The organism is Pelatocladus sp. (genome assembly GCF_059505505.1).
This window is the reverse complement of the sequence record NZ_JCACKS010000084.1, coordinates 1-10,222: the sequence shown is the minus strand read 5'-3', so window position 1 is coordinate 10,222 and position 10,222 is coordinate 1. Positions and strand designations below refer to the sequence as shown.

Annotated in this window: 5 protein-coding genes; all 5 read left to right on the top strand. The window is 41.2% G+C overall.

Going from position 1 to position 10,222, the window contains the following annotated elements:
- The first annotated feature begins 1,493 nt into the window (after positions 1-1,493).
- Positions 1,494-2,684 carry a response regulator gene (locus AC5JMK_RS07845; RefSeq protein ID WP_096678590.1) on the top strand — a complete coding sequence of 397 codons (1,191 nt, stop codon included), beginning with the start codon at positions 1,494-1,496 and terminating at the stop codon, positions 2,682-2,684.
- Between the two features lie 241 nt (positions 2,685-2,925).
- Complete coding sequence (locus AC5JMK_RS07840; protein ID WP_096678588.1) at positions 2,926-3,291, top strand: response regulator; 366 nt, start codon at positions 2,926-2,928, stop codon at positions 3,289-3,291.
- Positions 3,292-3,299: 8 nt separating this feature from the next.
- Positions 3,300-3,848, top strand: a complete 549-nt coding sequence (locus AC5JMK_RS07835; protein WP_096678586.1) for a chemotaxis protein CheW — start codon at positions 3,300-3,302, stop codon at positions 3,846-3,848.
- A gap of 32 nt (positions 3,849-3,880) precedes the next feature.
- Positions 3,881-7,741, top strand: coding sequence for a GAF domain-containing protein (locus tag AC5JMK_RS07830; protein ID WP_495909803.1), 3,861 nt, complete (start codon positions 3,881-3,883; stop codon positions 7,739-7,741).
- Between the two features lie 218 nt (positions 7,742-7,959).
- On the top strand, positions 7,960-10,222 hold a 2,263-nt coding region (locus AC5JMK_RS07825; protein WP_495909802.1), incomplete at its 3' end, for a chemotaxis protein CheA.

The window sequence follows — 10,222 nt, the reverse complement described above, 5'->3', positions numbered from 1 at the left end:
TTTACTGAATTCGGCTTTTTATTATACCCAATTTAAATGCTGAACAGCTTAAACCCTTAGCTAATAGCACAAGTCGTCTGAAGACGACTCAAATAAATCGAGAGCATCCCAATTTCTGAAAAAACAACAGCGATGTTCACCCTGCGCGGCTACACAAACCAAGTTCGCCTAGTAGTTTGTCAAGTTTGAATTAAGGGTTTTTAGTAAGTAATGCGCGTGCCTTAAAAAATAAGGACTTAAGTCCTCACTACAAACTTTCTTATCCATACTATAAATTTAAACTTGACAGAGTACTACGCGGACTAACGAAAATTCAAGGATTATAAACCTACGTAGGTGGTCGCTACGCGTTATGTATGTGACAGCAGTGACTTCTAGTCGCCAGGTGCAAGATCTTAGTTAATCCAATACTGCAAGAGATAGGATTTTTCATCATAATTTTGGGGTTGTACCAGACGCGATATATCACAGACCTCTTGCAAAAATATTTTTACCCCACCCTAACCCTAAGCGTAAACGCTTAGGGAACTAAATCTTCCCCCCGTTCACGGGGGGATTGAGGGGGGTTCATTCGACTTTTGCAAGAGGTCTCACGTCTCTGGTGGGTTTAAATGTCAATCGATTGGTCTTATCCGAGCAGTATTGTTAGTTAATCAATTTGGCGATCGCATATTGAAAACAACGCAAAAATGATACTTAGCTAAAACACTATTTATATTATATAGAGTAAGTTATCGTATTAATAGACACAATCTTGCAAACTTTTTCCTATATATTTACTATTTATTTACATAAATATACTCAACAATTTAAAAATTTTATACCTATTTTTCAACGATTATTCATTACGTGACGTGTATTCTTCAGAAACTCTATAATTTAAGTCATTTATGATACTATAAACCATTAAGTACTTGAAGTAGTTATTGTTAGAAATACTCAATAATGTACAAAGTAAACATATCAATAGCTTTCTATAATTAATTCTTGGTTGATAACTTGATAATTGCCTGACATTAAAAAGATAATTAATATAAATGCACTTGAATATTTACTTAGTAATTGATAATATATGATTCTGGATATATACTATATATTCTGATATTCTGTATCAGATTTGATTTTTGAAAAAACTCACTACTCTTGATATTATCTGTTCCCTATTATTTGTTCCCTCTGTTGATGAGTAAGTTCATAAATCAAACCAGATTACCGTAGACTTATATTTGTATTTAAAGGCTAGATTGCAGTTTACAACTCTTAGAGTAAGGGGTGCCAGGTGATTAAAATACAAGGGTGCCATACATCTATTCAATAATCATAGAGTTTTAATTAAGCTTATCTCCTGTCGGGGATAAGTACTATTGAGCTACATCAATAACTGAGTATATACAGCATGGGATCACATCAATAATTCCATGCATAACTTTCATGCAAAATATCTGGGGCTGCAACTAGACATAAGCTTAATCTCAACTATAAAATTTTTTACAATGTTGACTCCTTCATCTGTCAGGTCAATAGATCTGCCAATAACTATTTACAAAATAGAAAATAGCAATGATCTAGCAAAATATATTCAGATTTGTAGTCGTGATCAAATTTCTGGTCGGCTAGATTTTACTTTTTCAGGCAACCAAGCAGCTATATGGAGTTTATTTTTTCACCAAGGTTGTTTAATTTGGAGCGCTGCTGAATTACATCCGTTGCGTCGTTGGAATCGACAACTACATCAACACTGTCCACATTTAGCAGCTGATTTGTGCCAACAAAAAACAGAGCGTCCTCAGAATTGGGATTATGGTTCTTTAGTAAATCAGGTAAAACAGGGAAAAATATCGCAAGCAAAATTAGCAGCAATTATCGGAGGAAACATTTTAGAGACTCTGTTCGATATTATCCAGGCAGTACACCTACCTCGCCAAAATGGAGAAATGCAACTTGCTTACAGCAAATTTCCACAAGAGCTAATTGACTCAAAACTGGTTTCCCTCCAGCTTGATCAAGCTTGGCAACATGCATTAAAAGCTTGGACAATCTGGCAAAAAGCTGGTTTAGCTGGCTTCTCTCCTAATCTGGCTCCCGTGATTTGGGATAACGAAGGACTGCAACAAAATACTTCACAGTCTGTTTACAAAAATCTGATCACGATGGCCAATGGTAATTGGACACTAAGAGATTTAGCTGCCAAGTTAAGACAACCCCTACTACTTTTAACGCAATCGATAATGCCTTATGTTAACCAAGGCATGATGGGATTAACCCACGTTGGAGACATCAACTTCTACGTTAAGCCCGTCACTGGCTCTCTAATTGCTTATATCGAAGATAGTCGATTTGATAGCGAGATGATGGGGCGTATTCTTGCTCCTGCTGGCTATCGATTTATCAATATTAGAGACTCCATACAAGCACTACCAATGCTGCTAGAGCATAAACCAGATTTGATTTTTTTGGATTTACTCATGCCTGTAGCAAACGGCTATGAAGTGTGCGCTCAAATCCGCCGTATTTCATCGTTTAAAAACATCCCGATAATTATTATTACCAGCAGTGATGGTATTGTTGATCGGGTGCGGGCAAAAATTGTTGGTTCTTCAGGGTTTTTAGCAAAGCCAATCGAACCGGGAAAGGTGTTATCTGCTTTGCGACAATATCTGCCAGTTTCGCCCTTATCTGCTTAATAGGGGTCATACGATTTTGGATTTTAGATTTTAGATTTTGGACTTGGTCGTGAGCGCTCAGTCGAACGATTTTGGATTGACCCCACGGATAAATCCGAGGAATTGAGAATTTTGGATTTTAGCCTGAGCAAAGTCGAAGGCTAACGGTGAGCTTCCCCTGAGCTATTATTTCAAGCTAATTGGCTTCAAGACTAGGAGTGTGGATTTGCAGGAATTTGGTGTCATGTATAACAATAAAAATATGATCACGGTTCTTTTAGTTGAAGATAGTTTGACAGAAACTGAAGTACTGACTCATTATCTTAGACAAGCTGGTCTATCAGTAGTCAGCGCCACAAATTGTGAAGAAGCTCGAATTAAGCTCAGTCAACAAAAACCTGATCTGGTAATTGTCGATGTCATTTTACCTGGGCAGAGTGGCTTTGAGCTTTGCCGTGAACTAAAGACTCATACTAATACTTCACAAATCCCAGTTGTGATTTGTTCGACCAAGGGAACAGAAGTTGACAAACTTTGGGGCGCTATGCTAGGAGCGGATGCTTATCTCCCCAAACCAGTAGATCAAAAAGAATTGACAAACACAGTCTTGCGCTTAACTGCTGTATAGGAGATGCAATGATGCAATCATCTGACTCACAGCTAATAGCAACCAACAGCCTGGAAGCGTTGATATTAGATCCACTTCCCCCTGACACTAGAGTGCGTCTACTCCGCTTCCCTTTAGGAATCCAAGACAGTGTGCTGTTACCTTTAGAGCAAATCGCCAAAATTATTCAAATAAATGTGACAGAAATTTTGCCTATTCCGGATATGCCCGATTGCATCATCGGAATATGCAACTGGCGAGGGGAAATGCTTTGGCTGTTGGATTTTAACAACTTTGTTGGTTACTCATCCCTATTGCAATTGCAGCCAATTTCAACTGCCATAACAATCATAGTGGTTCAAATCAATCACCAATCACTTGGACTTGCAGTACAACAAGTCAACGACATTGAATTACACGACTTAGAGCAACTCCAAGTAGTGCCATTTGGATTATTTACACCTGATCTCATACCACTGATCCAAGGAATTATACCTGGGTGCAGCGATGCTGTCTTAGACCTCCAAGCCATTATTCATTGCCCTTTATGGAAAAATCATCAGGAGAGAGAGCCTTAAATTCTCCAATTGCACGATTCATGAAGCAACTCATGAAAAGTGATACCCAAGACAACCAAGAAATTACTGAACAAACTGAAGATTTAAGCCTGGATGTCAATTCACCAGAGTTGTATCAATTAGACGATGTAAATGAAAATGCAACTATGCAGAACTTAGAGCAATCAGAATCAAGATTCAACCCTGTTTCTTTTGGTAACTCATCATTGCGAAGTAGTAACAGTAGTGTACCAGCCCGGAGCCAAGATTCTATTAGTCTGGATTGGTTATTTACCATTGCTAAACAAATGCGCCAGGCAGAAACAATTGATACTCTGTTCACAACTGTAGTTACTCAAGTCCAGCAATACTTACAAAATGAAAGAGTATTCTTATACTACATTAAGAGTCAAAACCAAGGTGTTGTCTTAGCAGAGTCGATAGTCAATGGTTATACACCCACCCTGAAGGAATATTTACCCATAATTGCCTTTGGAGCCAACCAGCTAGACGACTATCAGCAACAACCGTTCATTGCAATTGACGATATTGCCAACACAGGTCTGACTTCTTACCAATGTCAACTGCTCAACCAGTTTCAGGTGCAAGCTAGCCTCAGCTTGCCAATATTCGTTAAAGATAAATTATTTGGCTTATTGGTGGTGCAGCAATGTTCCCATCCCCGCCAATGGGAAGCTCAGGAAATCAGCCTGCTCTACCAGATTGTGACTGAACTGAGGCTAAGTTTGCAGTCATTAATTTTTCGCAACGAACAGCAAGCATTAGCTCGCGTCAGCGAAAAGACTCGCCAGACAATGGATTCAAAAAATATTTTCCAGACTACAACTAGAGAGGTACAGCAACTGCTCAATGTCGAGCGAGTCGCCATTTACAAGTTCCACTCCGACTATTTTGGTGATTTTGTCTTTGAGTCTAAACCTCTGAATTTACACTCAATAGTTGGTCAGACTTGGAAAGATACCTATCTTCAGCAACATCAAGGTGGTCGATTTCGTGACAATCAACCCTACGTAGTAGATGACGTTGATGATATTATTGGTGGCAGTAGTTGTTATTTAGAAGCCTTTAAGAACTTCGAGATTAAAGCTTGTGCGATCGCTCCTATTTTTGTTGGACAACAACTTTGGGGTTTGCTCTGTGCTTATGAACACAGCGACTCCAGACACTGGCTAGAGGATGAAATTAAACTTCTGACTCAGTTTAGTAGCCATTTGGGAGTAGCTTTACAGCAGATAGAACTGTTAGAAGAAAAAATTAAAACGACAAAGTATAAACAATCACTTCCTAGCATCATCCAAAAGATGAACTCTGCTTCATACATAGACCGCACTTGCGAAATAGCCGTGCAAGAAGTGCGACAACTATTAGGTGTAGAGCGAGTCGCCATTTATAAATTTCGCCCAGACTATTTCGGTGACTTTATTTTTGAGTCCGAGTCTGGGGGCTGGCCCAAACTAGTGGGTAGTGCTTGGGAAGACACGTATATCCAAGAACACCGAGGCGGCAGATTTTGTAACAACGAACCATACGTTATTAATAACGTCTATACTGCTGGTTTGACTGATTGTCATTTAACAACCTTGGAGTACTTTGGCGTTAAATCCTGCCTGATTGTTGCTATTAAACAAGGAGAAAAACTCTGGGGTTTATTAAGTGCATTTCAACACAGCAACTTCAAGCATTGGCTAGAAATTGATGTCACCTTGCTCAGTGGGATTGCTCAACAGTTAGGTGAAACTCTGCAAAATCGAGAATACATTTTACAGCTAGAAACACAAGCCACGCAGATGGCTAAAGCTGCTCAAATAGACCACGCAGTCGCCCAACTCATTCCTAAGATTCTCCAATCCCAGAACTTGGACACCATTTTTCGCATTACCAACCAAGCAGTTAGGCTGTTACTAAAATGCGATCGCGTCGCCATGTATCGTTACAATGTTGATGGTAGTGGCGAACTGGTTGCAGAGTCAGTAACCAAAGGCTTGGATACTTGGCAACAGTCATATATAGCAGCTGTCTTTGCAAACCCAGAAGATTTGAATCGCCGTCGTGAAAGCACAGTGGTAAATAACATTTACACTTCTGGTCACTCTCCTGATGCGATCGAAAATTTAGAAGCAATAGAAGTTAAAGCTTATGTGATCACACCTATTTTTAAAGGTAACAACCTCTGGGGTCTACTCGGCGTTTATCAAAGCAGTGAAGCTCGTTCATGGACAGATGTTGAAGTCAGAGCTTTGAAACAAATTTCCGTGCAGATAGATGTAGCAATGCGACAAATAGACTACATCGAACAACTGCAAACTACATCACAACAGCTGACCAAGACAGCCGAACGGGAACATTTAATTGGTAAGACAATTGATCGGATTCGGCAGTCCCTCGATTTACAGAAAACCTTTCAGACTACGGCTCGAGAAATCCGTAATTTCATGGAAGTTGATCGCGTTGCACTCTTCAAATTTGATACCGCATCTAACTACCAGAACGGAGAAACCATTGCCGAAGATGTCAGACCAGGTTATATTTCAGCCTTAGCAGTCAAAGTCACAGATCATTGCTTCAGCAAACAGATGGCTGAACAATACAGAAAAGGACGCTTCTGTGTCATCAATGATATTTATCAAGCAGATATTCCAAATTGTTATATCGATGTTCTTTCTCAATTTCAAGTACGAGGCAACTTAGTTGTACCCTTACTCAAAGGGGAAGAACTTTGGGGCTTGTTTTGTATCCACCAGTGTAGCGGGCCTCGGTATTGGCAGGAAACAGATGTAGAATTTGTCAAACAAATTGCTGCTCAACTCAACATTGCTATCCAGCAGGGAGAGTATATAAAGCAATTGCAACACCAATCACAACAATTAGCGGAAGCTGCTTACCGAGACAAGAGTGCCAAAGAACAGCTGCAACAGGAAGTGATTCAATTACTCACAGCAGTACGACCTGCATTAGCAGGTAATCTCACCGTCCGCGCTCCCGTTACAGACACAGAGGTAGGTACCGTCGCCGATGCTTATAACAACACGATTAGCAGCTTACGGCAAATCGTCACCCAAATGCAAAGCGCTGCAAATCAGGTTACTCAAATCTGTCAAGGAAATGGCTCTGCGATTACTAAGCTTGCAGCTCAAGCTCAAGACCAATTCCAAGCTCTTGAACAAGCCCTCGAACAAATTCAGATGATGGTTAGCTCGACCGCAGCAGTAAAAATGAACGCTCAGGAAGTCGAGGCCGCAGTCCAACAAGCAAACCAGACCGTGATTGCAGGGGATGCAGCCATTGATCGCACTGTTGATGAGATGGAAGAAATCCGAGAAACAGTGATCGAAACCAACCACCGACTTCTACGCCTTTCTGAATCGTCACAGAAGATTTCCAAAGTCGTTAACTTGATCAGTGGTTTTACAACTCAAACTCAACTGCTGGCTTTGAATGCATCAATCGAAGCCACCCGCGCTGGAGAATTTGGGCGTGGTTTTAGCGTCGTTGCTGACGAAGTGCGATCGCTCGCTCGTCAGTCTGCAAATGCAGCCACTGAGATTGAGGAACTGGTGCAAGAAATTCAACTGAATACAGCAGAAGTTTCGAGGGCTATGGAAATGGGTATTCAACAGGTGACATCAGGAACTACTGTTGTGAATGAAGCCCGTCAGAATCTCAATGCGATTGTAAACGCCACAACTCAAATTAGCCAACGAGTCACAGGTATCACTCAGACAACCCAACAACAGACTCAGCAATGTCAATTAGTAACTCAAATCATGACAAAAGTTGCAGCCATTGCCAACAAGACTTCTAAAGATTCTGTAACAATTTCCGGATCTTTTAAAGAACTGCTAACAACAGCCCAAGACCTCCAATCCAAAAGCGAACAATTCAAAGTCAGCTAAATTTGTTGGGGATCGGGGAAAGGGGATCGGAGATCGGGGATCGGGAATCGGGGATTGGGGATTCTCCAGAGGAGACGCACTTGCGTTCGGGGATTGGGATTAAATTATTCTCCCTTGTCTCCCCTTTCCTCAATCCCCTTTCCTCAACCCCCATTACCTCTTATCCCCTTTCCCCAATCCCCGATCCCCCAGATAGTAAATCCAAAATCTCAAATAGCATGTCCCTAGACCCGACTATTCGTGAGCAAACGTATCCGTACTTTCTACAAGAAGCACCAGAACTTTTACAAGCTTTGGAACAAGGTTTGTTGAACCTCAGAGAAAATTGTGGTATCAATCAAGTCAATGACTTAATGAGAGCTACCCACACTTTGAAAGGAGCAGCAACGAGCGTGGGATTAGAAACCATTGCCACGGTAGCTCACTCTCTAGAAGATATTTTTAAAGCTCTGTGTCAACCCAATGTGGTTATTGATCCAGAAGTTGAAGCCTTACTATTTGAGGGATTTGAATGTTTACGACTACCTTTAGTTGCTGAACTTACTGGTGGTTCGGTAAATCAGGCTGAAATTTTAGATCGAACTGCTGCTATTTTTGCCCGACTACAAGAAAAATTAGGAGACTTTTTTGCTCAGGAAGCATACCTTCCGACCTCAGCAGAGTTAGGCTTCGATTTAACCCAATCCCTATTTGAAGTGGGCGTGACTCAGCGCTTAGAGCAAATTGCCACGATTTTAGACAATGGTCAGCCCGAAGAAATTGCCCGCCTATTGCGGACTCAAGCTGAAGTTTTCCTGGGTTTAGCTGAGTCTTTGAATCTATCGGGATTTGGAGCGATCGCCCAAGCAGTGCTTAGTGCTTTGAATCACCAGCCACACCAAGCAGTAGTCATCGCTGAGCTTGCTCTGAGAGACTTACAAGTCGGACAAGCTGCTGTACTAGCAGGCGATCGCGTCCAAGGTGGTGAACCTTCGATTGAGTTACAACAACTTGCTATTCAAACCACTGAATCTGAGACACTTTTTTTGACCTCTGTCTCTGAAACCGACGATGATCAAGAAATTCCCTCTATAGAAAGCATCTGGGGGCAACAGACAAGCCCAATTGAGCCAATTATTCACCAACACTTAGAAGCTTTTACACAATTAGAACAGGATGCAAACTGGGAGCAAGACTTCAGTTCCGTCTACAATTCCCCTGAACCGAAGCAATCGATTAGTCCTGTAAATCCTCTACCTCCTAAAGATCAAGTTTCACCGTCTCCTATAGTCCGGGTTAGTGTTAAGCATCTAGACGAACTCAATTACTCGATTGGAGAACTAGTCACTAACCAAAATCATCAGTCGCTTCAGATTGAAGAGCTACAAGCTAGCAATAAAACGCTTCTCAACCAGATAAAACAGCATCAAAAACTCCTCATTCAACTTCAAGACCAATACAAGCATCAGATTAGCTTGCTAGAGCGATCGCAAACAATTGGCAAATCTTCTAGCAAGAAAGCCCGCAAAGCCTCTAAGGCTATGCGATCGTCAGGTGTTGTACCTACTCAAAAGCACAATGACAGCGCTTACCTGATTCAATCACTTCTAGATCATACGGTGCAACTAGCAGAAACTGCTGAAGCTATTGATCTACTGAATCGATCCTCTCAGCAAACATCACAAAAGCAGCAGCAACTACTGAACATCACTAAGGGTGCATTAATCGAAGCCCGAATGTTAACTCTAGGTGAGATATTTGGTCGCTTTCCCCAGATTCTGCAACAGCTAAAAACCCTCTACAATAAGCCGATTTCGTTGCAACTGTATGGAAATGAAGTGCTAGTCGATAAGGCTGTGGCAGAAAAGCTATTTGATCCCTTACTACATCTAGTACGCAATGCCTTTGATCATGGCATTGAACCTGTAACAGTCCGGCAACAGCGAGGTAAACCAGAAAAGGGTGAAATCAAAATCTCTGCCTATCACCAAAATAAATATCTCGTAATTGAAGTACAGGATGACGGAAATGGCCTAGATTTCGATCAGATCCGACAACGAGCAGTAGAACGAGAACTAATCTCTGTTGAACAGGCAAATAATCTAAACCAGACTCAGCTGACTAATTTACTGTTTGAGCCGGGGTTTTCCACGGCGTCCCAGGTCAATGACCTCTCTGGGCGTGGTGTTGGACTTGATGTAGTGCGGAACCAGTTAAAATCTCTTCAAGGTGAAATTACAGTTAATTCTGAACTGCATCAGGGTACTAAATTCATATTGCAGATTCCTTTAAGTTTGACAATCGCTCAGTTATTTATCTGTGGGGTTGGCTGCAAAACTTATGCCTTTGTTGATGAGGCTGTTGAACAAATCCTGATTCCTACACCTAGTCAGATTCAAGAGCGCAATGGTAACAAATTTCTCCGATGGGGTAAGGAGATGGATGAGAAACTGGTGTCAATTTACTCACTTGCGAGTATTTTAGATTACAATTCTCCAACTT

Coding starts and splice junctions, on each gene's coding strand:
- AC5JMK_RS07840 (WP_096678588.1), top strand. CDS start 2,926: ATGATCACGGTTCTTTTAGTTGAAGATAGTTTGACAGAAACTGAAGTA.
- AC5JMK_RS07845 (WP_096678590.1), top strand. CDS start 1,494: ATGTTGACTCCTTCATCTGTCAGGTCAATAGATCTGCCAATAACTATT.
- AC5JMK_RS07830 (WP_495909803.1), top strand. CDS start 3,881: ATGAAAAGTGATACCCAAGACAACCAAGAAATTACTGAACAAACTGAA.
- AC5JMK_RS07835 (WP_096678586.1), top strand. CDS start 3,300: ATGATGCAATCATCTGACTCACAGCTAATAGCAACCAACAGCCTGGAA.